The sequence below is a fragment of the Streptomyces sp. NPDC107654 genome, from assembly GCF_055639035.1.
Window position 1 is genome coordinate 1 of sequence record NZ_JBVKBI010000009.1, and the last position, 21,586, is coordinate 21,586.

The 21,586-nt window shown below is 74.2% G+C and carries 20 protein-coding genes; 6 read left to right on the forward strand and 14 right to left on the reverse strand.

Annotated features, from left to right (window positions below; all coding sequences use genetic code 11):
• Nucleotides 1-201 precede the first annotated feature (201 nt).
• Nucleotides 202-546 (reverse strand): hypothetical protein, encoded by a 345-nt coding sequence (locus ACZ7N4_RS17455; protein WP_471359175.1) that lies wholly within the window; start codon nucleotides 544-546, stop codon nucleotides 202-204.
• Between the two features lie 279 nt (nucleotides 547-825).
• Here ACZ7N4_RS17455 and ACZ7N4_RS17460 point away from each other — a divergent pair, with 279 nt between their 5' ends.
• Nucleotides 826-1,707: a TIGR03620 family F420-dependent LLM class oxidoreductase gene (locus ACZ7N4_RS17460; RefSeq protein ID WP_471359176.1), complete on the forward strand. Its 882-nt coding sequence runs from the start codon at nucleotides 826-828 to the stop codon at nucleotides 1,705-1,707.
• Here the strand turns inward: ACZ7N4_RS17460 and ACZ7N4_RS17465 are convergent.
• The 3 genes from ACZ7N4_RS17465 to ACZ7N4_RS17475 form a co-directional block, all read right to left on the reverse strand.
• Complete coding sequence (locus tag ACZ7N4_RS17465) at nucleotides 1,697-3,193, reverse strand: acyl-CoA synthetase (RefSeq protein WP_471359177.1); 1,497 nt, start codon at nucleotides 3,191-3,193, stop codon at nucleotides 1,697-1,699. The two genes, ACZ7N4_RS17460 and ACZ7N4_RS17465, sit on opposite strands and share 11 nt — an antisense overlap.
• Nucleotides 3,194-3,283: 90 nt before the next feature.
• Nucleotides 3,284-4,846: an acyl-CoA synthetase gene (locus ACZ7N4_RS17470; protein ID WP_471359178.1), complete on the reverse strand. Its 1,563-nt coding sequence runs from the start codon at nucleotides 4,844-4,846 to the stop codon at nucleotides 3,284-3,286.
• Nucleotides 4,843-5,970, reverse strand: a complete 1,128-nt coding sequence (locus ACZ7N4_RS17475; protein ID WP_471359179.1) for a nitronate monooxygenase — start codon at nucleotides 5,968-5,970, stop codon at nucleotides 4,843-4,845. The genes ACZ7N4_RS17470 and ACZ7N4_RS17475 overlap by 4 nt, the downstream gene beginning before the upstream one ends.
• Before the next feature lie 160 nt (nucleotides 5,971-6,130).
• Between ACZ7N4_RS17475 and ACZ7N4_RS17480 the strand changes: the two genes are divergently transcribed.
• Nucleotides 6,131-7,936: a serine hydrolase domain-containing protein gene (locus ACZ7N4_RS17480; RefSeq protein ID WP_471359180.1), complete on the forward strand. Its 1,806-nt coding sequence runs from the start codon at nucleotides 6,131-6,133 to the stop codon at nucleotides 7,934-7,936.
• 18 nt (nucleotides 7,937-7,954) lie between these two features.
• On the opposite strand, the gene ACZ7N4_RS17485 is transcribed toward ACZ7N4_RS17480, so the two are convergent.
• Both ACZ7N4_RS17485 and ACZ7N4_RS17490 read right to left on the reverse strand, forming a co-directional pair.
• Nucleotides 7,955-9,517: a phytoene desaturase family protein gene (locus ACZ7N4_RS17485; RefSeq protein ID WP_471359181.1), complete on the reverse strand. Its 1,563-nt coding sequence runs from the start codon at nucleotides 9,515-9,517 to the stop codon at nucleotides 7,955-7,957.
• 53 nt (nucleotides 9,518-9,570) lie between these two features.
• A complete protein-coding gene (locus ACZ7N4_RS17490) occupies nucleotides 9,571-10,485 on the reverse strand; it encodes an oxygenase MpaB family protein (RefSeq protein WP_471359490.1) in 915 nt (304 codons plus the stop codon).
• Nucleotides 10,486-10,724: 239 nt separating this feature from the next.
• Here ACZ7N4_RS17490 and ACZ7N4_RS17495 point away from each other — a divergent pair, with 239 nt between their 5' ends.
• The 3 genes from ACZ7N4_RS17495 to ACZ7N4_RS17505 all read left to right on the forward strand — a co-directional run bounded on the left by ACZ7N4_RS17495 (nucleotide 10,725) and on the right by ACZ7N4_RS17505 (nucleotide 12,807).
• A complete protein-coding gene (locus tag ACZ7N4_RS17495) occupies nucleotides 10,725-11,543 on the forward strand; it encodes a VOC family protein (protein WP_471359182.1) in 819 nt (272 codons plus the stop codon).
• Between the two features lie 73 nt (nucleotides 11,544-11,616).
• Entirely contained in the window at nucleotides 11,617-12,039 is a 423-nt protein-coding gene (locus ACZ7N4_RS17500; RefSeq protein WP_471359183.1) for a CBS domain-containing protein, read from the forward strand.
• A 21-nt stretch (nucleotides 12,040-12,060) separates the two neighbouring features.
• Entirely contained in the window at nucleotides 12,061-12,807 is a 747-nt protein-coding gene (locus ACZ7N4_RS17505) for a PP2C family protein-serine/threonine phosphatase (RefSeq protein WP_471359184.1), read from the forward strand.
• A 31-nt stretch (nucleotides 12,808-12,838) separates the two neighbouring features.
• On the opposite strand, the gene ACZ7N4_RS17510 is transcribed toward ACZ7N4_RS17505, so the two are convergent.
• Both ACZ7N4_RS17510 and ACZ7N4_RS17515 read right to left on the reverse strand, forming a co-directional pair.
• Nucleotides 12,839-14,017: an acyl-CoA dehydrogenase family protein gene (locus tag ACZ7N4_RS17510; RefSeq protein WP_471359185.1), complete on the reverse strand. Its 1,179-nt coding sequence runs from the start codon at nucleotides 14,015-14,017 to the stop codon at nucleotides 12,839-12,841.
• Nucleotides 14,018-14,269: 252 nt separating this feature from the next.
• The gene (locus ACZ7N4_RS17515; protein ID WP_471359186.1) at nucleotides 14,270-14,641 is read right to left on the reverse strand and encodes a four-helix bundle copper-binding protein; all 372 of its coding nucleotides are present in this window, start codon (nucleotides 14,639-14,641) and stop codon (nucleotides 14,270-14,272) included.
• A 221-nt stretch (nucleotides 14,642-14,862) separates the two neighbouring features.
• On the opposite strand from ACZ7N4_RS17515, the gene ACZ7N4_RS17520 reads away from it, so the two are divergent.
• On the forward strand, nucleotides 14,863-15,228 hold the full coding sequence (locus tag ACZ7N4_RS17520; RefSeq protein ID WP_471359187.1) for a DUF6479 family protein: 366 nt from the start codon (nucleotides 14,863-14,865) through the stop codon (nucleotides 15,226-15,228).
• A gap of 67 nt (nucleotides 15,229-15,295) precedes the next feature.
• Here ACZ7N4_RS17520 and ACZ7N4_RS17525 read toward each other — a convergent pair whose 3' ends face one another.
• From ACZ7N4_RS17525 to ACZ7N4_RS17550, 6 genes are all read right to left on the reverse strand, one after another.
• Nucleotides 15,296-15,751 carry an RpiB/LacA/LacB family sugar-phosphate isomerase gene (locus ACZ7N4_RS17525; protein ID WP_471359188.1) on the reverse strand — a complete coding sequence of 152 codons (456 nt, stop codon included), beginning with the start codon at nucleotides 15,749-15,751 and terminating at the stop codon, nucleotides 15,296-15,298.
• 325 nt (nucleotides 15,752-16,076) lie between these two features.
• Nucleotides 16,077-17,327 carry an ANTAR domain-containing protein gene (locus tag ACZ7N4_RS17530; protein WP_471359189.1) on the reverse strand — a complete coding sequence of 417 codons (1,251 nt, stop codon included), beginning with the start codon at nucleotides 17,325-17,327 and terminating at the stop codon, nucleotides 16,077-16,079.
• Between the two features lie 354 nt (nucleotides 17,328-17,681).
• Nucleotides 17,682-18,128 carry an STAS domain-containing protein gene (locus ACZ7N4_RS17535; protein ID WP_471359190.1) on the reverse strand — a complete coding sequence of 149 codons (447 nt, stop codon included), beginning with the start codon at nucleotides 18,126-18,128 and terminating at the stop codon, nucleotides 17,682-17,684.
• Nucleotides 18,129-18,254: 126 nt separating this feature from the next.
• Nucleotides 18,255-19,187, reverse strand: coding sequence for a glycosyltransferase family 2 protein (locus ACZ7N4_RS17540; protein WP_471359191.1), 933 nt, complete (start codon nucleotides 19,185-19,187; stop codon nucleotides 18,255-18,257).
• Between the two features lie 332 nt (nucleotides 19,188-19,519).
• Nucleotides 19,520-20,461 carry a glycosyltransferase family 2 protein gene (locus ACZ7N4_RS17545; protein WP_471359192.1) on the reverse strand — a complete coding sequence of 314 codons (942 nt, stop codon included), beginning with the start codon at nucleotides 20,459-20,461 and terminating at the stop codon, nucleotides 19,520-19,522.
• The gene (locus tag ACZ7N4_RS17550; RefSeq protein ID WP_471359193.1) at nucleotides 20,451-21,458 is read right to left on the reverse strand and encodes a glycosyltransferase family 9 protein; all 1,008 of its coding nucleotides are present in this window, start codon (nucleotides 21,456-21,458) and stop codon (nucleotides 20,451-20,453) included. The genes ACZ7N4_RS17545 and ACZ7N4_RS17550 overlap by 11 nt, the downstream gene beginning before the upstream one ends.
• Nucleotides 21,459-21,586 lie beyond the last annotated feature (128 nt).

Consider the following 21,586-nt stretch of genomic DNA (forward strand, 5'->3'; position numbering starts at 1 on the left):
CGTTGGTGCAGATGTCGCAATCCACACCGAACCCAGAAGGCCCTCACCTGTTCAAGCACCCAGCACGCGTGTCACCAACGTCCCGGGACAGCACATCTAGGGGGTGCCGACCGAGGGCCCTGCCAGACCACCGTCGGAGGACCCTCCGGATCACCGTCGGAGAACTCTCCGGACCGCCGCCCCAGGACGCCCGGGCCGCCCTCAGAGGAACAGGACGGAGCGGAGCTTGAGCCGTTCGCTGCCGCGGCCGGTGTGCGGGCGGAGCGTGAACGACTCACCCTCGCAGTCCGGCTCCGTGAAGACCACGGCGGGCGCGTCCGTGCGGTTGCGCGGGGAGTGGGCCGGCGAGGTGGCGCCCGGGTCCGCCACCTCCGGCAGAGTGACGCACTCCCCGTTCTCCGGATCCTCCAGCACCGCGGTCCGCGGCGCGCCGTCCAGGCCGGTGTAGGTGTACTGGAACTCGCCCTCCGCGGCGCAGGCGGAGCCGGTGGCGGTCAGGACCAGGGCGAGGGCGAAGGCGGCGACCGCGGCGGTGCGAAGACGCATGGAACGGGTGTCCCTTCACGAGGAGCGACGACGTGCGGGCGCCATCCTTCCCGAGGCCGGGCCACCCCGTGCGGCCGTGCGCCGCCGAATCGATCTTGCGTCACCCGAACGGCTCGGCGGCCCGCAGGCCGCTCGCCGGGCACCCCCCTGCCTTTCGCCAGGCACGCCCAGCCCCTCGCCGACCACCCACCTGCCTCCCGACTTCGGCGTACGCACCCCCTTGCGATTCGTATCGGAAATCTGCGATATTACGAATTGACGATCGACGGGAGCGCACCAATGAACCTCGGCACCTACGGGATCTACACCTTCGACTTCGAGCACCAGACGGCCGCCCGGCTCCGGGACTCCGCCCGGCAGTTGGAGGACATGGGCTGGCGGGCGCTGTGGATCCCCGAGGCGCTCGGCCGGGACGCGTTCACGCACGCCGGGCTGCTGCTCGCCTCGACGCGGAAGCTGAACGTGGTCAACGGCATCGCGCGGATCTGGTCCCGGGAGGCCCGCTGGACGAAGGGCGCGGCCACGCTGCTCGCGGACGCCTACCCGGGCCGGCACGTGCTCGGCCTCGGCTTCGGCGGCGACCCCCGGCCGGGCGTCAGGCCCCTGGCCGCCATGTCGGCCTACCTGGACGAGCTGGACACCCTGCAGACCCCCAACCCCGGGCCGCGGACCCCGGTCCGGCGGCTGCTGGCGGCGTACGGACCGAAGATGCTGGAGCTGGCCCGCGACCGCGCCGAGGGTGCCCAGACGTACCACGTGAACACGGCCCACACCGCCGGGGCCCGGGAGATCCTCGGCCCGGACGCCTTCCTGGCCGTCGAGCACGCCGTGCTGTTCGAGTCCGACCCGGCCACCGCCCGCGCCCTTGCGCGCGAGCACCTGTACGGCTACCTCCGGACGCCGTACAACCTCGCCAAGTTCCGCCGGCTGGGCTACACGGAGGACGACCTCTCCGGCGGGGGCAGCGACCGCTTCGTGGACGACCTGGTGTTCTGGGGCGACCCGGACACCGTCGTACGGAAGCTGCACGGCCATGTCGACGCGGGCGCCGACCATGTGGCCGTACAGGTGATCGGGGTCGAACCGGGCGCGTCGGCCCTGCCGTACTGGCGGCTGCTCGCCGACGCGCTGCTGCCGGAGCGGGCCCCCGCTAGCCGCTGAAGCGGTCCCGCAGCTCGCGCTTGAGGATCTTGCCGCTGGCGTTGCGCGGCAACTCGGTGACGAACAGGACCCGTTTGGGCGCCTTGAACGGCGCGATCCGCTCTTTCACGTGCCGGACGAGCTGATCCTCCGTCACCTCACCGCGCGGGACGACGACCGCCGTGACGGCCTCGATCCACCGCGCGTCGGGCAGGCCGATCACCGCGGCCTCCGCGACCGCCTCATGGGTGTACAGGGCGTCCTCGACCTGGCGCGAAGCCACCAGCACGCCGCCGGAGTTGATGACGTCCTTCACCCGGTCCACGATGGTGAGGTAGCCGTCGGCGTCCCGCACCGCGAGGTCCCCGGAGTGGAACCAGCCGTCGCGGAAGGCCTCGGCCGTCTCCTCGGGCCTGTCCCAGTAGCCCTCGCACAACTGCGGTGAACGGTAGACGATTTCACCGGGCGTGCCGGCGGGGACGTCCTTGCCGTCCTCGTCGACCACCCGGGCGTCCACGAACAGGACGGGACGGCCGCAGGAGTCCATCCGGCCCTCGTGCTCGTCGGGCGCCAGGACGGTGGCCAGCGGGCCGATCTCGCTCTGCCCGAAGCAGTTGTAGAAGCCCAGCCCCGGGAGTCGCTCGCGCAGGCGTTCCAGGACCGGCACCGGCATGACCGACGCGCCGTAGTAGGCCTTGCGCAGCCCGGACAGGTTCCGGGTCGCGAAGTCGGGGCGCCGGGACAGGCCGATCCAGACCGTCGGCGGGGCGAACAGACTGTCCACACGTCCCGCCTCGATCAGGTCGAACAGCCGGTCCCCGTCGGGTCCGTCGAGGATCAGGTTGGTGGCGCCGACCGCCAGGCAGGGCAGCAGGAAGACGTGCATCTGCGCGGAGTGGTAGAGCGGCAGGGCGTGCGCGGGGCGGTCGCCGGCGCTGAGGTCGAGGGCGGTGATCGCGCTCAGGTACTCGTGTACCAGGGCGCGGTGCGTCATCATCGCGCCCTTGGGGAGCGCGGTGGTCCCGGAGGTGTAGAGCAGTTGCACCAGGTCCTCGGTGCGCGGTTCGGGGCCGTCGTACGGGGATGCCGTCGCGAGCCGGGCCAGGAGCGAGTCGTCGGCGTCGCGCAGCGGAAGCGTGCGGACGCCGGCGGGGAGGCGGTCGGTGAGCTCGGGGTCGGCGAGGACCAGGGAACTGCCGGACTGGCCGACGATGTACGCGAGATCGTCACCGGTCAGGTTGTGGTTGACCGGCACGTGCACGAGGCCGGCGCGGGCGCAGGCCAGGAAGCCGATCAGGTACGCGTCGGAGTTGTGGCCGTAGGAGCCGACCCGGTCGCCCGCGGTGAGTCCCCGGGCGAGCAGGACGGTCGCCGCGCGGGAGACGGCCGCGTCGAGTTCCTCGTACGTCCAGGCGCGGTCGCCGTACTCGACCGCGATCCGTGCCGGCGTGCGCCGGGCGCTGCGCCGCAGCACCCCGTCGACCGTGCTGCCCTGTCCCTGCGTCATGACTGATGATCCTCGGTCCGCCACCAGGACAGGTCAAGCACCCGGGAACGGCGGAAACACACCGACTGGTGAGGTGAGACCGCACCCGTCTCACACGGGGCGTGTGCGTCCCTCCCAGTACGGGTCCCGCAGCCGCCGCTTGTACAGCTTGCCGTTGGGGTCGCGGGGCATCTCGGCGATGAAGTCGACGCTCCTGGGCCGCTTGTAGCCGGCGAGCCGCCCGGCGCAGTGGTCGAGGAGCGCGGCGGCCAGCCCGGGGCCGGGCTCGTGGCCGGGGGCGGGTTCGACCACGGCCTTGACCTCCTCGCCCCAGTCGTCGTGCGGGATGCCGAAGACGGCGGCGTCGGCGACGGCGGGATGGGCCAGCAGGGCGGACTCGATCTCGGCGGGGTAGATGTTCACCCCGCCGGAGATGATCATGTCGATCTTGCGGTCGCGGAGGAAGAGGTAGCCGTCCTCGTCCAGGTAGCCGAGGTCGCCGACGGTGAAGAAGTCGCCGATGCGGTTCTTCCGCGTCTTAGCCTCGTCCTTGTGGTAGGAGAAGCCGCCGGTGTTCATCTTCAGGTAGACGGTGCCGAGTTCGCCGGGGGGCAGCCGTCTGCCGTCCTCGTCGAAGATCGCGAGTTCGCTGATGGGCCAGGCCTTGCCGACGGTGCCGGGTTTCTTCAGCCAGTCCTCGGCGGTGGCGAAGGCCCCACCGCCCTCGCTGGCGGCGTAGTACTCCTCCACACAGTGGCCCCACCAGTCGATCATCGCCCGCTTCACGTGGTCGGGGCAGGGCGCGGCCCCGTGGATGGCGTGCCGCAGGGAGGAGACGTCGTAGCGGGCCTTGACCTCGTCCGGCAGTGCCAGCAGCCGGTGGAACTGGGTCGGGACCATATGGGTGTGGGTGCACCGGTAGGTGTCGATGACACGCAGCATCTCCTCCGGTGTCCACTTGTCCATCAGCACCAGGCGGTGCCCGATGTGCAGGGACGCGCCGGCGAACTGGAGGACGGCGGTGTGGTACAGCGGCGAACAGACGAGGTGCACGTTGTCGTCGTACGGCTTGATGCCGAAGATGCCGAGGAATCCGCCGAGGTAGGCCTCCTCGGGGCGCTTGCCGGGCAGCGGCCGACGGATGCCGCGCGGGCGGCCGGTCGTACCGGAGGTGTAGTTCATGACCCAGCCCAGCTCCCGGTCCGCGGGCGCCGACTCGGGCTTCCCTTCGAGCAGTTCGGCGTACGGCCGGAAGCCGTCGACCGGGCCGACCGCGTACCGGTGGCTCGCCGGCAGCCCGGCCTCGTCGGCGGCCTCGCGGGCCGGGCCGGCGAACCTCTCGTGGGCGATGAGGACCTTGGCGCCGGAGTCGGCGACGATCCAGGCGATCTCCGGGCCCACGAAGTGGTGGTTGACGGGGACGAGGTAGAGACCGGCCTGGCTGGCGGCGAGGTAGGCGGTGAGGAACTCGGGGCCGTTGGGCAGGACGACCGCGAGGGCGTCCCCGCGGCCGAGTCCGGCGGCGCGCAGCCCGTGGACGAGGCGGTTGGCGGCGGCGTGCAGCCGGCCGGCCGTCCACTCGGTGCCGTCCGGCGCGATCAGGACCGTGCGGCCGGGGTCGTGGGCGGCCTGGGCCCAGAAACCGGCGGGGGGTGTGCTGGCGGGTGCGCTCACGACTGGCCGCTCCTTCCGGCGATGCGGTTGATGCGGTCCACGGCCCGTTCGAAGCCGCGGGTGAGGTCGTCGAAGACGGCCTGGACACTGCGTTCGGCGGTCATCCGGCCGACGATCTGGCCGACGGGGGTGCCGAGCAGCGGCTCGACCTCGTACTTCTGGATGCGGGAGACCGCCTCAGCGACCAGCAGCCCCTGCAGGGGCATGGGCAGGGTGCCGGGGCCGGCCGGGTCGTCCCAGGCGTCGGTCCAGGCGGTACGGAGCTGGCGGGCCGGTTTCCCGGTCAGGGCGCGGGAGCGGACGGTGTCCCCGGACCCGGCGGCGAGCAGCTTGCGGGTCAGGGCGGTCGAGTGCAGCTCCGCCTCTGTGGTGGTCAGCCACACGGAGCCGAGCCACACACCTTGGGCGCCGAGGGTGAGCGCGGCCGCCACCTGCGGGCCGCTGCCGATGCCGCCCGCGGCCAGGACGGGCAGCGGGTCGACGGCCTCCACGATCTCGGGGGTGAGCACCATGGTGGCGATCTCCCCGGTGTGGCCGCCGGCCTCGTAGCCCTGGGCCACGACGATGTCGATGCCCGCCTGGCGGTGCTTCCTGGCGTGCCGGGCGCTGCCGGCGAGCGCGGCGACCAGGACGTCCCGGTCGTGGGCGCGTGCGACGACGTCGGCGGGCGGGGAGCCGAGGGCGCTCGCGACCAGCCTGATCGGGTGGTCGAAGGCGACGTCGAGCTGGGTGCGGGCGACCTCCTCCATCCAGCCGGTGATGCGCCATCCGGACGCCTCGCCCTCGGCCAGTTCCGGCACCCCGTGCGCGGCGAGGGTGTCGCGGACGAAACGCCGGTGCTCCTCCGGGATCATCGCCTCGACGTCGGCCTCGGTCAGTGTCCGGCCCTCCGGGCCTTCGACCTTCTTGGCGGGCATGACCACATCGAGCCCGTAGGGCCGGCCGCCGGTGTGCGCGTCGAGCCAGTCGAGGTCGCGCTTGAGGTCGTCTGGGGCGGTGTAGCGGACCGCGCCGAGCACGCCGAAGCCACCGGCCCGGCTGATGGCCGCGGCGACGGCGGGGAACGGCGTGAAGCCGAAGACGGCGTGCTCGATTCCCAGTTTCCTGCTCAGCTCCGTCTGCATGGGCGCAGGATGCCGCAGGCGGCCGGACGACGGAAGACTTTTCCTGATGGCCCGTCAGTTTTTCCGGCCCCGCGCCCCGTTGACACACCCAGCACCTGACAGGAAAGTTTCACCGTGCGAGGCAGCCCCGGAAAGATTCTTTCAGTCAGGAGGCCGCACCATGACGGACGAAGCCGCGGGCAGACCGGCGAGCGGACCGACCCGCCGCCGGCTCGTCGTGGGCTCCCTGGTCACCGGCGGCGCGCTGGCCCTCGGCACGTTCCCGGCGGCCCCGGCCGCCGCCGTCCCCGCCTCCGCCTCCGCCTCCGCCTCCGGTCACCGTCCCACCCTGCGCCACGGCTCCCCCGAACGCGCCGGGCTGCTCCCCGGCCACCTGCGCCAACTCGTCGCGGACGCCGAGACGTTCCTCTCTCCGTCGCCCCGCCACCCCTGGTACGCGGGCGCCGTCCTGCTCGCCGGGCGCGGCGGCACCGTGGCCCTGCACGAGCCGATCGGCATGGCCGTGCGCTACGCCCGGTACGACGAGGCGACCGACACCGGCATCGAACTGCCCCCCGCCCGGCAGATCCCGACGACCCGGGACACGGTGTTCGACCTCGCCTCCGTCTCGAAGCTGTTCACCTCGGTCCTCGCCGTCCAGCAGATCGAGCGGGGCGCGCTGGAACTGGAGGGCGCGGTCGCCTCGTACCTCCCGGACTTCGGCCGCGCGGGCAAGCAGGACGTGACCGTCCGCCAGCTCCTCACCCACACCTCCGGCTTCCGCTCCTGGATCCCGCTGTACAACGCGCCGACGTACGAGGAGAAGCTCCGGCTCATCTGGGACGAGGCGCCGCTCACCCCGCCGGGCACCGCCTACCTCTACTCCGACCTGAACCTGATCTCCCTGCACCTGGTCCTGGAGAAGATCACCGGCCGAACCCTGGACGCGCTGCTGGCCGAGGAGGTCACCGGCCCGCTCGGCCTGGACAGCACCCGCTACAACCCGCCCGCCTCCTGGAAGCCTCGGATCGCGGCCACCGAGGACGCGCGCAGGCCCTGGTCCGGGCTGGACCGGGGGCTGGTGTGGGGCGAGGTGCACGACGAGAACGCGTACAGCCTGGGCGGTGTGTCCGGTCACGCGGGCGTCTTCGCGAACGCCTGGGACCTCGCGGTGCTCGGCCGGACGCTGCTCAACGGCGGCTGTTACGGCCGGGCGCGCATCCTGCGGCCCGAGTCCGTGGACCTGATGTTCACCGACTTCAACACGGCCTTCCCGGGCGACGGGCACGGGCTCGGCTTCGAGCTGTACCAGCACTGGTACATGGGGGCGATGGCCACACCGCGCACGGCGGGCCACACCGGCTTCACCGGCACCTCCCTGGTGCTCGATCCCACGACCGACTCGTTCCTGGTCGTGCTCGGCAACTCCGTGCACCCGGTGCGCACCTGGCGCTCCGGTTCCGCGCCGCGGGTCGCCGCCGGCACCCACCTCGCCCGTGCGGTACCGGTCCGCCCGGCGCGCGGCCGCACCGCCTGGTTCTCCGGCATGGCGAGCGCCACGGCCGCCACCCTCACGCTCCCGACGCTGGACACCTCCGGCGGCCCGGCCCGGCTGCGCTGCGCCCTGTGGTGGGACACCGAGCCGGACTCCGACACGGTGGTGCTGGAGTCCACGGCGGACGGCGGCACCACCTGGCAGCCGGTCCCGTTCACCACCACCCGCCGCGGCGAGGACCCCCGGCCGCACCCGGCGGGCACGGTCACCGGCTGGTCGGGCCGGGTCTGGCACCGGGTGACCGCCGCCCTGCCGACCGCCCCGCGGCTCGCCCTGCGCTGGCGGTACACCACCGACCGTCTGTACGTCGGCCGGGGCGCCTACGTGGACGCGCTGCGCGTCGAGGCGGGCGGGACGGTGCTGTTCGACGGTGCCCGGCCGGCGGACGCGGCGCGGATCACGGCGGCCGGCTGGCAGCGGTCCACCGACTGAGGCGGCCGCGAACGGCGGTCAGGGCCGCTCCAGCACCGCCATCGCGGCGTTGTGCCCCGGTACCCCGCTCACCCCGCCTCCGCGCACCGCGCCCGCCCCGCACAGCAGGACGTTGGCGTGCCGTGTCTCCACACCCCAGCGTCCGCCGCCCTCCTCGGCGTACGGCCAGGACAGGGCCCGGTGGAAGATGTTGCCGCCGGGCAGCCGCAGGTCGCGTTCGAGGTCGAGCGGGGTCTTCGCCTCGATGCAGGGGCGGCCGTCGGCGTCGGTGGCCAGGCAGTCCGCGAGGGGTTCGGCGAGGTGGGCGTCGAGCTGGTCGAGGGTGGACGCCAGCAGCTCCTCCCGGACGCCGTCGTTGTCCCGGTCGAAGAGCCGGGCCGGGGCGTGCAGCCCGAACAGGGTGAGCGTCTGGTAGCCGCGCTCGGCCAGGCCGGCCCCGAGGATCGTGGGATCGGTCAGGGAGTGGCAGTAGATCTCCGAGGGCGGCGCGGCGGGCAGTTCGCCGGCGGCGGCCTGGGCGTGGGCGGTGGCCAGCTGCCGGTAGCCCTCGGCGATGTGGAAGGTGCCGGCGAACGCCTCGCGCGGGTCGGTGTCCGGGTCGCGCAGCCGGGGCAGCCGGGTCAGCAGCATGTTGACCTTGAGCTGGGCGCCCTCGGCGGGTTCGGGTGCCGGGTCGCCGGTGAGGGCGGCCAGTTCCTGGGGGGAGGCGTTCACCAGGACGTGCCGGGCGGCGGCGACGCCCACTCCTTCGGCCGTGCGGTAGGCGACCTCGGCGGTGTGCCCGTCGGTGTCGATCCGGACCACCTCGTGCCCGGTGGCGATGCGCGCCCCCGCCGAGCGCGCCGCCGCGGCCAGCGCGTCGGTGAGGGCGCCCATGCCGCCGACGGGCACGTCCCAGGCGCCGGTCCCGCCGCCGATGACGTGGTAGAGGAAGCAGCGGTTCTGGACCAGGGTGGGGTCGTGGGCGTCGGCGAAGGTGCCGATGAGCGCGTCGGTGAGGACGACGCCCCGGACCAGGTCGTCGGCGAAGGTCTCCTCGATCGCCACGCCGACCGGCTCCTCGAACAGGGCCCGCCAGGCGGCCTCGTCGTCGATGCGGCGGCGCAGTTCCTCCCGGGTGGGCAGGGGTTCGGTGAGGGTCGGGAAGACGCGCCGGGCGACCTGGCCCGTCATGCCGTAGAAGCGCTGCCAGGCCTCGTACTCGCGGTCGCCGCCGGTGAGCCGGGTGAACGCCTCCCGGGTGCGCTGTTCGCCCCCGCCGACGAGGAGCCCGGTGGGCCGGCCCGCCCGCTGTACCGGGGTGTACGAGGAGATGGTGCGGGAGCGGAGCCGGACGTCCAGCCCGAGATCGCGGACGATCTTGGGCGGCAGCAGGCTGACCAGGTAGGAGTAGCGCGACAGCCGGGCGTCGACCCCGGCGAACGGGCGGGTGGAGACGGCGGCGCCGCCGGTGTGGTCCAAGCGTTCCAGCACCAGCACCGATCGGCCGGCCCGGGCCAGGTAGGCGGCGGCGACCAGGCCGTTGTGGCCGCCGCCGACGATCACGGCGTCGTAGGCACGGGGTGTCTCGTTCGCGGACATGGTCCTTCGTAGCACGCGGTGATCCACGGCGGCCAGAGGCGGACGGGATCGGCTCACTCCGCCGCTTCCGCCGCCTGCTGCGCCGCCGGATCCCTCTCCGGTGCCGCGATCAACGGTGCTGACGGAGCCTCCGGTGCTGACGGAGCCTCCGGTGCTGACGGAGCCTCCGGTGCTGCCGGTGCCTTCTCCGGTGCCGGGCGCGCGTCCGGGCCGAGGCGTTCCATGGCCCGCAGGATGTGCTTCGGGGGAAGCTGCCAGCGCAGCCGTGCGGGAACACGGCGGAGCAGGGCACCGGTGGTCCGCAGCCGGCGGGTGACGGTGGCGGGCGCGGGGGCCGGCCTGCCGTACAGCGCGTGGGCGTACGGCGGCAGCGCCGCGTACGCCAGCAGGGCCACGCGCCGCCACAGCAGTTCCCGTGCCGGGACGAGGACGGGGTGGATCGGCGGGCGGAGCAGGAAGTCGTCCACCGCGCGTGCGTCGGGGCCGGCGACCAGCCGCGGCCGGACCGCCGCGAAGTACGCGGCCAGCTCCGCGCGGCTCCCGGGCACGGACCCCGGGTCGAGGCCCACCAGGCGGGCGCTGACGCGGTGTTCGGCTATGTAGCGGTCGGCCTGGGCGTCGGTGAGCGGGAAACCGGAGCGGCGCAGGACGTGCAGATAGGAATCGATCTCCGCGCAGTGCACCCACAGCAGCAGCTCCGGCTCGTCGACGCCGTAGCGCTCACCGGTGTCGGGGTCGGTGGCGGTGAGCATGCGGTGGATCCTGCGCACCCGGGCCCCGGCCCGCTCGGCGGCCCCGGTCGTGCCGTACGTCGTCGTCCCCACGAAGTCGGCGGTGCGCATCAGCCGGCCCCAGGCGTCGCGCCGGAAGTCGGAGTTCTCCATCACGCCCCGGACCGCCCGCGGGTGCAGGGCCTGGAGGTAGAGCGCGCGGACGCCGGCGACCCACATCATGGGGTCGCCGTGCATCTGCCAGGTCACGGAGGCGGGGGTGAAGAGCCCGGGGTCGTCGCTGTCCGCAGGTGTGACCACAGCCACCGCACGTCCCTTCCGGCAGGGAAACAGTCACTCGAAAGTGTAGGCGTCCACCGTCCGGCGTCGACGGGACCCGCCCCGGTGGGCACGGCGTGCAGGCTCGGGGTTCTCGGCGGACACTGGAAGGCAGAGCGGTGGCCGCCGGTCTGTGAGACCAGGGTGCGAGCGATGCCATGAACCACGGCACGACAGACCCATCCGCTGCGACGGATGCCGGCGCAACGGATGACGTCGACACGAGTTCGGTGTTCGGTGCGCCGTGCTGGGTGAGCCTGACGAGCCGCGATCTCGACGCCACCCAGGACTTCTACGGCGCCGTGCTGGGCTGGCGGTGCCGTCAGGCCCGCCTGGGCGAGCACTTCCTGACCGCGCTGAAGGACGGGATACCGGTCGCGGGGATCGCGGCGGTGGCCGCCGTGGGGCAGCGGGCCGCGGCCTGGACGCCGTACTTCGCCGTGACGGACGCCGACGAGGCCGCGTCGCGCACCCGGGAGCGCGGCGGCACGGTGGCGGTCGGGCCGATCTCCTTCCCTCCCGGCAGGGCGGCGCTGCTCGCCGACCGCGACGGAGCGGCGTTCGGGGTGTGGCAGGGCAGGCTCGTCACCGAGTGGGAGGCGTGGCGGCGGGCGGCACCGACGTTCATCACCCTCCACACCCGCGACGCCTTCGACTCCGTGATCTTCTACGGCCAGATCCTGGAGTGGGCCTCGGGCCGCCCCGGCTGCTGCGAGGTCGAGTACGCGGAGGACTCGGTGCTGCTGCGCAGCGGGGACGCCGTCGTGGCCCGCATCGAGTCGGGCTCGGTGGAGGCGCCGCCCGATCCCTCGGTCCGAGCGCACTGGCAGGTGCACTTCAACGTGACCGACGTCGAGTCCTGCGCCCGGGCGTCGGAGAAGCACGGCGGCAGCGTCCTGGCGGAGGGCGAGGACGAGGCGGTCCTGCGCGATCCCGACGGCGCCCAGTTCACGGTCACCTCGCGCCGGCTCGGCTGAGGGGAAGACGATCCCGTTCACGCACGGGCCACGCACAGACATCCATCCCCACACGACGGAGGAGAGACGGACGATGACGACTGCCAAGGACATCATGAGCCCCGGAGCCCAGTGGATCCCGGCGTCCGAGACGCTGGACCGCGCCGCACAGATGATGCGGGACCACCAGGTGGGGGCGCTGCCGGTCAGCGACCCGAACCACGACGACCGGATGTGCGGCATCATCACGGACCGCGACATCGTCGTGAAGTGCGTCGCCGAGGGCCACGACCCCGCGCGTGTCCGGTGCGGCGACCTGTGCGAGGGCACCCCCCGCTGGATCGACGCCGGCTCCGACGTCTCCGATGTGCTGCGGGAGATGGAGGGCCACCGGATCAAGCGCCTGCCGGTGATCGAGGGCAAGCGCATGGTCGGCATGATCAGCGAGGCGGACATCGCCCGTCACCTCACCGACGACCAGATGGCCGAGTTCGTCCATCGGGTGTACGCGGGCTGATCCCGGCAGGGGGTGCCATCGATGGCGTACGTCGCCGTGAGCGCGCTGAGCCATCCCGGTCTGGTCCGCACACACAACGAGGACAGTCTCGTCGCCGGGCCGTGGACCCTGTGCGCCACGGTGACCGAGAACCCGCAGACGCTGGTGTTCCCGCTCGGTACGCCGCTCGTCGTGGCGGTCGCCGACGGGCTCGGGGGCCAGCCCGGAGGCGAGGTGGCCAGTGCGCTGGTCGTGCAGCGGCTCGCCGCGACGGGGCCGCGGCTGGCCGGCGAGGACGACGTCCGCGAGGCTCTGCACGCCTGCAACCGCCAGGTGTACGCGACCGCGGGCGGCGGCGGGGACGCCCTGGCCACGATGGGGACGACCGTCGCGGGCGCCGTCGTACAGCCCGAGTCGCTGCTGGCGTTCAACGTGGGCGACAGCCGGGTCTTCGCGGCGCCCCGGGACGGGGTGGTCCAGCTCAGCGTGGACGACAGCCCGCCGCGGGCGCCAGGGCAGCGCACCACGTCCCTGGTGACCCAGGCCCTGGGCGGCACTCCGGAGTACCGCGCCGTCACCCCGCATGTGACCGCCATCGCCGTCGCCCCCGGCGACCGCTACCTGATCTGTACCGACGGCCTCACCGACCCGCTGCCGAACGAGGTCCTGGACGGTGTGCTCGGGGAGTACGACGACGGGCGGGCCGTCTTCGAACTGTGGAAGGCCGCCATCGAGGCCGGCGGCCCCGACAACATCACGCTCGCGGTGCTGCGCGTCGTGGACGGGTGACCGGGCGGCTGCCCCGCGCTGCAGCCCCGGGTCAGCGGCGCACCCTGGGCATCCCGAGGCCGATCCAGGAGATGATCTCGCGCTGGATCTCGTTGTTGCCGCCGCCGAAGGTGAAGATGACCGCCGAGCGGTAACCGCGCTCCAGTTCTCCGTGCAGGACGGCGCTCGCCGAGCCCTCCTTCAGCGGGCCGGCCGCCGCGACGATCTCCATGAGCCAGGCGTAGGCGTCCCGGCGGGCCTCGGAGCCGTAGACCTTGACGGCCGAGGCGTCCTGCGGGGTGAGCGTGCCGTCCTGGACGGCAGAGACCATCTGCCAGTTGAGGAGCTTGAGCGCGTCGAGGCGGGTGTGGGTGCGGGCGAGGAGCCGGCGCACCCAGGGCAGGTCGGCGACCCGGCGGCCGTCGGCGAGCTTGGTCTCCCTCGCCCAGCGCTGTACGTCGTGCAGGGCGCGGATCGCCATGGTGCCGTGGGCGGCGAGGGTGACGCGTTCGTGGTTGAGCTGGTTGGTGATCAGCCGCCAGCCCTCGTTCTCGGCGCCGACGCGGCGGGAGACGGGGACGCGGACGTTCTCGTAGTGGCTCGCGGTGGTGTCGTGGGAGGCGAGCGTGCGGATGAGCGTGCAGGAGTAACCGGGGTCGGAGGTCGGCACCAGCAGCATGGTGATGCCCTTGTGCGGCGGGGCCGCGGGGTCGGTGCGCACGGCCAGCCACACCCAGTCCGCGGTGTCGCCGTTGGTGGTCCAGATCTTCTGCCCGTTCACGACGTAGTCGTCCCCGTCGCGTGCGGCCCGGGTCCTCAGCGCGGCGAGGTCGGTGCCGGCGCCGGGCTCGCTGTAGCCGATCGCGAAGTCGATCTCGCCGGAGAGGATGCGGGGCAGGAAGTACGCCTTCTGCTCGTCGCTGCCGTAGCGCATGATCGTCGGCCCGACCGTGTTCAGGGCCATCAGCGGCAGGGGTACGCCGGCCTGCGCGGCCTCGTCGAAGAAGATGAACTGCTCCATCGCCGTCATCCCGCGCCCGCCGTACTCCCGTGGCCAGCCGACGCCGAGCCAGCCGTCCGCGCCGAGCCGGCGGATGGTGTCGCGGTAGAACCGCTTCTGCGCGGCCGGGTCGGCGTACCGGGCGTAGGCGTGGTCCGGAACCAGCTCGGCGAAGTAGGCACGCAGCTCGGTGCGCAGCCGCTGCTGCTCGGGTGTGTGGTCGAGGTGCACGGCGCCTCCAGGCTCCCCAAGGGCGGTCCTGACGGCGCACACCGTAGAACGTGTTTCAGAAATTGGGAATGCCGGGACCGCGGCGAATGGCCGGCCCGGCCGCCGGCGGAGGGCCTGCCGGAGGTCCGGGCGCCACCGGGACCCTTCCCGGAAGTGCCACCGCCGAGGGCGCACCGTCCGCAAGTCCGGCCCGCGGCGGAGCGCCTTCGGGAGGTCCCGTCGCCACCGGAGCGGGTTCGGGAGGTCCGGTCGTCACTGGAGCGTCTTCAGGAAGTCCGCGCAGGCCGCGGCGCACGCCCGGCAGCTGCCCGCGGCCGATTCGGCTCCGGGGTACTCGTCGAAGGCGCGGGCGCTCTCCAGGCAGATCGAGCGGCACCAGTCGACCCGGGCCCGAATGGCCTCCTCGTCCTGCTGGTTCTCCTCGCAGAGGACGCGACACGTCGCGTCGCACACCTCGGCGCACACGATGCCCAGCCGGCGCACCCGCTCCTGGCGCTCGGTGCCGTCCGGGTCGACCAGGCTCGCGCGCACGGCACAGGCCCGGGCGCACTCCGTGCAGGCCTGCGCGCAGGTGAAGCGGTCTTCCAAGAAGCGGTACAGCTGCTGCGAAGTCGGCGATGTCACCTCGTGCGGGTAGCCGGGGCGACGGGCGGCAAACCCCCGCCGGCGGGTCCGGAGGGACCTGCGGCACTCCTCCGTCGGCGGGTCCGGAGGGACCTCCGGCAAACCCCCGCCGGCGGGTCCGCAGGACCTGCCGGCCGATCCCGGCCACCGGTGGTCCCGCACCACCTACCGCAACCCATGATGTCCGGGTTCACCCCGTTCTGGTGGGGTATCCCTGTTCTATGACTACCGCATCGATGCAGCTGGCCGCGGCGAGCGGCCTGATGAGCCTCTTTCTGTTCATCGTGGCCGTGGGCGTCCTCGCGCTGCTCGCCGGCGGCTTCTGGATGACCTCCCGTGTCAGGTACAACGAGTCGCCGCGCCCGCGCCCCGAGGAGCAGCCGAAGCTGCCGCCGGACGGACCGGTGCACGAGGTCCGGCAGAACAGGGAGTCCGCGGAGATCCCACGGATCGCCAAGGGCGACCGCCCCCTCACCCCGTACGAGCTGAGCAACATGGACTCCAAACCGAGCGAGACGACGCACCGCCCGCGCTGGAGCAAGGGTTCCAGCGGCTCGTTCGGCGGCGGCGGACTCGGCGCCCACTGAGCCCCGGCCCCGCCCTCCACCTACGGCAACGGCCCGCGCCGGACCGTGCGGCGCGTCGGGGAAGCCTTCAGGAGGTCTCCCGGGCGGCGTCCAGACGGCCGACGCGGGCCACGTTCCGCCGGTCCTCCGGGTCCTGGCTGGGCTCCGCCGCGAACCAGGCGTCGAGGATCTCCTTCAGCACCGGTTCCGAGGTCAGCCGGAGGCTCAGCGCCAGGACGTTGGCGTCGTTCCACTGACGTGCCCCGTCCGCCGTACCGGCGTCCGTGCACAGTGCCGCCCGCACGCCCGGCACCTTGTTGGCCGCGATGGAAGCGCCGGTGCCGGTCCAGCAGCACACCACCGCCTGGTCCGCGGTGCCCTCGGCCACCTCCCGGGCGGCGGCCTCCGAACAGACCGCCCACTGGGCGTCGGCCCCGGGCCGCAGCGCGCCGTGCTCCCGGACCTCGTGCCCACGCCGGCGCAGCTCCGCGACCAGGAAGCGGGCCACGGGTTCGTCCATGTCGGAGGAGACGGAGATCCGCATACCCCGGAGCGTAATGCCTGACGGGGCCGTCCGGACGTGCCGGACGACCCCGGAGGCGGCCGCTTGGCGGGACGTCGGAGGGGGGCCGGGGTGCTCGGGATCGGGTCACCGGTGGTCGTGCGGGGCCGGGTCAGGGGTGCTCGGGCTGCTGTTCCGGAGGCACCCCGCCGCCCTCGCCCCCGCCCTTGCCGCCCTTGCCGCCGCTGTTCGGGCTGCTGCGAATCGGGCATGCATCGGACTCCCTGCCGGTGGTGCGTGTCCGTGCGGGGTCCGGGTTCCCAGGGCGGCGACGCCGGTGACGCAGCCGTCGCCGGGCGGGCTCGGCTCAGGGCGCGGGGCGGGTCAGGCTCCGGTGGAGGTGCTCCAGGGCGTCCAGGAGAACCGAGCGGTGGTACCAGCTCAGCCAGGCCGAGCTCTCCGCGGCCAGCAGGGCGAGCGCCTCGGTCCGCGCGGAGGTCGGCCGGTGGCCGGCGTCGGGCCAGTGCAGGGTGATCACGCCGGTGCAGGAGCCGGCGGCGGAGAGGAGGGGGACGCTTCGGACGGCGTGGGTGCCGGTGGCCAGCAGGGCGCGCCGGCAGTCGTCGGAGAGCCGGGTGTCGGCGGCGACGTCGGGCACGCCCACCTGGCGGCCCCGGACGCGGGCCGCCGCGTCGGCCGTGCCCTCGCCGCGCCCGCGCACGAGGTGGTCGAGGAACACGTCCGCGCAGCCGTGGTGGGTCTCCAGCATCAGGGCGTTCACCGCCGGGTCCACCAACTGCACGTACCCGGCGGGAGCCTGTCCGACGGCCAGCGCTTCGTGCAGCACCGCGTCGATCATCTGCCGCCGGCAGCGCGGGTCCCGGCCGCCCCGGGCCAGGATCCGCAGTTGGGGCACGGGCAGGGAGCGGCGGCCCGGGAACCAGACGTCGCCGTCCGGGGGCCGGGCCACCACCACCGCGGATACGAGGACCCGCAGCGGCACGTTGAAGCGCTGTGAGGCCTCGCGCAGCACCCGGAAGGCGCTGCCGGAGTCCGGCAGGCCGTAGCGGACCATGAGCGCGCCCTGCGCCATGCCGATCACCGGCGCGGTGCGCACCCGGGCGCGCAGTGCGCGGACCTCCTTGTGCAGGTCCTCGTACGAGGGCCGCAGGGGGTCCGCCATCTGGGAGCGCCAGGCGGGCAGTTCCTCCATCCGGGCGGCGGTGCGGGCCAGCTCGCGCAGCGCCTCGTCCAGGGTGGCGTACAGCCGGACGCCGTCCAGCCGGGCCAGGTGCACCGCCTCGCGGACGCCGGGCCGGGCGCGGACGATGATGAGGTCCGGGCGTCCGGCACGCGCCCGGGTCGTCTCGCTGAGCGTGCGGAGCACGGCGGCGCCGCCGAGCTGGACGTGCGCCATGTCGAGCACGGGGCGCAGTCCGGCGCGGTCGGCCTGTTCCAGATGACCGCGCAGTTCCTTCGACCAGGCCTCGGCGCCGGCGGGGTCGAGGCTGCCCGACATGCGGAGCAGCAGGGCGCCTTCGGCGGGCAGCCCCTCGACCACGGAGGACTCGATGACGAGGGGTGCCGGTGCGGCCGGACGGCCGGAAGAAGGTTTCATCGCATCACCCAGACGGGACGTCCACAAAGAGCTCGATCGGCCTCTTCCCGGCCTTTGCACCACATTGCACGGTAGATCCCCGGCCATCAACCGCACGGTCCGGCGCGCCGGGGGTGGGGCAGCGGCCCGCGGGTCGGGCGGGGCAACGGTCCGTGCGCCGGGCGGCCGGCGGCCCGCAAGTCGGGCCGGGTGACGGTGCGGGGGTGGGGTGGGGTCGGCAGTCGTCCGCGCGCCGAGCGGGCGGTGATCCGCAGGTCGGGCGGGGCAACGGTCCGTGCGTCGGGCGGCCGGCGGCCCGCAAGTCGGGCCGGGTGGCGGTGCGGGGTCGGGCGGGGCCGGCGGCCGGGGAGCCGGCTATCCGGGGAGCGTGGCCACGGCGTCCAGGGCGGCCGGCAGGGAGGCGTGCAGTCGGATCCCCGGTACACCGGCCCTGGCCAGGGCCTCCCGGACGTGCGGGCGGGGCTGTACGACGGGCAGGGCGCGGCCGGAGCCGGCGAGGGGTCCGGTCGCCCGCTCCAGGGAACGGACCGCGTCGGCGCAGGCCAGGTACACCTCGCTCAGGTCCAGCAGGGGGTGTTCTCCGGCCTGGCCGGCCTGGAGGAGGTGATCGGTGAGGGCCTCGGCGAAGCGCCCGGCGTTGGCGGCGTCGACCGTGCCGCGGGCCTTCAGGACGCTGATGCCGCCGAGCCCGGTGCGGTGCTCGTGCACGGTCTGCAGCAGCAGCGGGGCGGGGCCGCCGGGGCGGATGCGGGAGGGGGACGGGGAGGAGAACGGCATCGGGGACGGCTGACCGATTTCCATGGGTACGGCTTCCTGGGCTCGGGGCGGGAGGATCTCGGCCGGCCGCTTCTTGACCGGGACCTCACTGTGCCCTCGCCCGGATGCCCGATGCAACGACACCTCGGGGCGTGTCGTGGCGCGGTCCGGTCAGCCGACGTACCGCCGTGCGGGTGAGTCCTTGCGGGCGCGTTCCAGCGCGGCGAGCCGGCGCTCCAGCTCCGGCGGTACGGGGTCGCGCTGGCGCAGCACCCAGGGCAGTCCGGCGGTGGCGCGGGCGAACGCGCGCGCGGAGGCCGCGTCCCGGGGCACGGTCCGGATGAGGTGGCCGGTGCGGAGCAGTGCCGGCAGCAGCGGGCGGCGCAGCCAGGTGAACCACAGGGTGTTGCGCAGTCCGAGGACTCGCCGGGCCGTGCTGTCGCGCAGCCGGGAGGCGTGGTGATGGACGGTGAGGTCCTCGGCGTAGGCGAGCCACCAGCCCTGGCGCAGCAGGTCGCAGGCGAGCAGTTCCTCCTCGCCGCCGAGCCAGAGACCGGGGTGGAAGCCGCCGCCGGCGCGGAAGGCCCGGGTGCGCAGCACGGTGGCGGCGGCGAGGAAGGAGCCCAGGGCGGGCCCCGGGAGCCAGTCGGGTCCGGACAGCGGGGACTCGCGCAGCTCGCGTACGACCGGGTCCTCGGTGCCGTCCGGTTCCACCACGATCCGCGCGGTGACGCCCGCGAGCCGGGGCCGGGCGTCCAGCAGGTCGGCGGCGCGGCGCAGACTGCCGGGCTCCCACCAGGTGTCGTCGTCGCAGAACGCGACGTAGGGCGTGCGCACCCGTTGGACGGCGAGGTTGCGGCCGATGGCGCCGAGGTTGCGGCCGGGGCGCAGCAGGGTCATCTCGGGGAAGTCCCGGGCGACCGCTTCGGCGGTGCCGTCGGAGGAGGCGTTGTCGGTGACGATCACGGGCGGGCGTTCGGGCAGCCGGCGCAGCAGCGCGAGGGTGCGCAGCAGTTCGTCACGGCGATTGTGGGTGATCAGGACGACGGTCGTACGGTCGTCGGGGCCGGTCCGGGTACGGAGCCCGGTGGCGGTCGGGGTCATCGCGCGACACCTGCCGGTGGGTCGTCAGGGTGGGTCCGCGTCATGCGCGGCACCTCCACGCGGGTCGTCAGGGCATGTCCGGGGCACCTCGCAGCACCTCCACCGGGTCGTCGGGGCAGGTCCGGGTGAGGGCGCGGCGTCGACGGCACCTCGACACCCGGGCCGGCGGCGGCCGCGGTCGAGCACGTCCGAGTCTTTCTCGCGGCGCCTCCCAGCGGGTCGTCAGAGCACGTCCGGGTCATCGCGAGGCTCCCCCGGCGTTCGTCACCGCGTGTCCGGGGCATCGCCCAGCCCCCTCTCTCTCCCTGCGGCGGCTGCAGGGCGGGTCCGGGTCATCGTGGGGCGTCTCCCTCCAGGCGGCCGGCCGCGTCCCGGTCGAGCAGGCGGGCGGCGTGTTCGACGTGCGGGGGCAGGGAGCGGCGGCGGGCGAGGGCGGCCGGGAACCGGGCGACGGTCTCCCTGAGGGCGCGCCGGGCGCCGGGGCGGCCGGCCGCCGCGGCCGCGGCGAGGTCACCGAAGGCCCGCAGGGCGACCGGCCAGGGGCGGCGCAGGCAGGTGGTGAGCACGTGGTTGCGCCGGACGAGGAAGGAACGGCCGGTGCGGCCGTGGTCCTCGGGGTGGTGGCAGGCGGCCAGGGAGGGCTCGTAGGCGACGCCCCAGCCGGCGGCGGCAAGGTCGTAGGCGAGCAGGGTCTCCTCGCCGCCGAAGAAGAGCAGCGGGTGGTAGCCGCCGGCGCTCAGGAAGGCCTCGCGGCGGACCACGCAGGCGCAGGCGAGGAAACCGAGCACCGGGCGGCCGGGCAGGTCCGGCTCGGGCGGCAGCGGGGAGGCGGCGAGCACGGCGTTGAGGGGGTCCTCGGCGGCCTGCTCCCCGACCAGGGTGCGGGCGGCGAGCAGGCCTAGCCGCGGGTGCCGGTCGAGCAGGTCGGCGGCCCGGCGCAGACTGCCGGGCTCCCACCAGGAGTCGTCGTCACTGAAGGCGACGTAGGGGGTGCGGGCGTGCCGGACGGCCAGGTTGCGGCCGAGGGCGCCGGTGTTGGCGGCGGGCCGCAGCAGCCGGGTGATCGCCGGGTGGCCGGCGACGGCCCGGCAGGTGGTGTCGTCGCGGGAGTTGTCGACCACGATGACCGGGGGCCGCTCGGGCAGCGCGGCCAGAGCGGCCAGGGTGCGCAGCAGGCTGTCGCTGCGGTCGCGGGTGATGACGGCGACGGTGACGCGGGGGTCTCCCGGTCCGGCGGGCCCCAGGACGTGGCCGGGGGCGTGCTCAGTGGACATGCGTGGCCACCTCCGGTCGGGGCCGCCGGTGCCGGCCGCGCGCGTCACGCAGGAGCATGAGGCAGGCCGCGGCGACCTCGCCGGTGCGGATGCGCAGCAGGCGGGCGTCGGGGGTGCGGCCGTGGGGGTCGCCGGGCGGGCCGGGTTTCCACAGAGCGACGTGGTCGGGGCTCGGGGGCGGTCCCCACAGGCGTGGGGAGACGGGCCCGAACAGGGTGACGGTGCGGGTGCCGTGGGCCACCGCGAGATGGGCGAGGCCGGTGTCGCCGCTGAGCACCAGGGACGCGCCGGCGACCAGCGCGGACAGCTGCCCGAACGGCAGGCCGCCGGTAAGGACGTCGCCGTCACCGCCGGGACGGCCGCTGCGTTCGGCGACGGAGTGGACCAGGGCGTCCTCGCCGGGGCCGCCGGTGAGGACCACGCGGTGGCCGGCTGCGCGCAGGCACCGTACGACGGCGGCGAACCGCTCCCCCGGCCACCGCCGGGAGCCCGAGGCCGCGCCGGGGTGCACGACGACCGCGCCCGGCGCCGGGGACGGTGCGGCGGGCGGGGGCAACCGCAGGTCCCGGGGGTCGGCCGGGATGCCGTAGCCGTGCAGGAACGCGCACCAGCGGTCCCGTTCGTTGACGGTGGCCCGCCACGGCGGGCCGTCCGGGCAGGCGTGGGCGAGCAGCCGGCGCGGGGTCAGGGCCGCCAGGGCGTCCCGGCTCTCGGGGCCGTTGCCGTGCAGGTCGATGGCGAGGTCGGGGGGCGGTCCGGGCCAGTGGGCGAGGTCCGGCACCGCGCGGCCCGGTGCCTCGGCCGGGAACACGGCGTCGACCGCCCCGGTGGCCAGGGCGAGTTCGGTGAGGCCCGGCGGCTGGGCGAGGACGACCCGGTGCCCGGGGAAGGCCCGGCGGATGCCGCGCAGCGCGGGCACACCGGCCAGCAGGTCGCCCAGACCCAGCGCACGCAGGACCAGGACGCATGGGGGGCTCGGGGAGCGCTCAGTGGTCACCGAGGGGGACCTCCGGTGGACGGGGGCGTGAGCTGTGGCCCGGCAGCCGACGGCCGTGTCCGCGGCGTCCGCACGCGGCGGGACCGTGCAGCGGAGCCGGGAGATGTCGGTCGGCGGGCCGGCCGCGG